Source organism: Prevotella sp. P3-122 (assembly GCF_002251365.1).
In the GTDB taxonomy this organism is placed as follows: domain Bacteria; phylum Bacteroidota; class Bacteroidia; order Bacteroidales; family Bacteroidaceae; genus Prevotella.
Genome location: NZ_NPJH01000023.1, coordinates 1 through 223 on the forward strand (window position 1 = coordinate 1; position 223 = coordinate 223).

Below are 223 nucleotides of genomic sequence, written 5' to 3' on the forward strand. Positions count from 1 at the left end.
CTCTGTTCGGAATGGGAAGAGGTGGGACCCCGCCGCTATAACCACCTGATAATTTCCTCCTGCCGGCAAACAGCAGGTGACTATCGCACACAAGCAAGACCATAAGAAACACATACCGAAAATAATCGCACTCAAAAGCCTTCGGGCAATTAGTAGCGCTCGGCTTTGACGTCACCGTCTTTACACCTGCGCCCTATCAACGTCATCGTCTGTGACGACCCTT

At 51.6% G+C, this 223-nt stretch carries 1 rRNA gene; it reads right to left on the reverse strand.

What is annotated here, in order from left to right:
• Positions 1–128: 128 nt before the first annotated feature.
• A 23S ribosomal RNA gene (locus tag CIL02_RS04075) occupies positions 129–223 on the reverse strand; the annotation flags it as partial.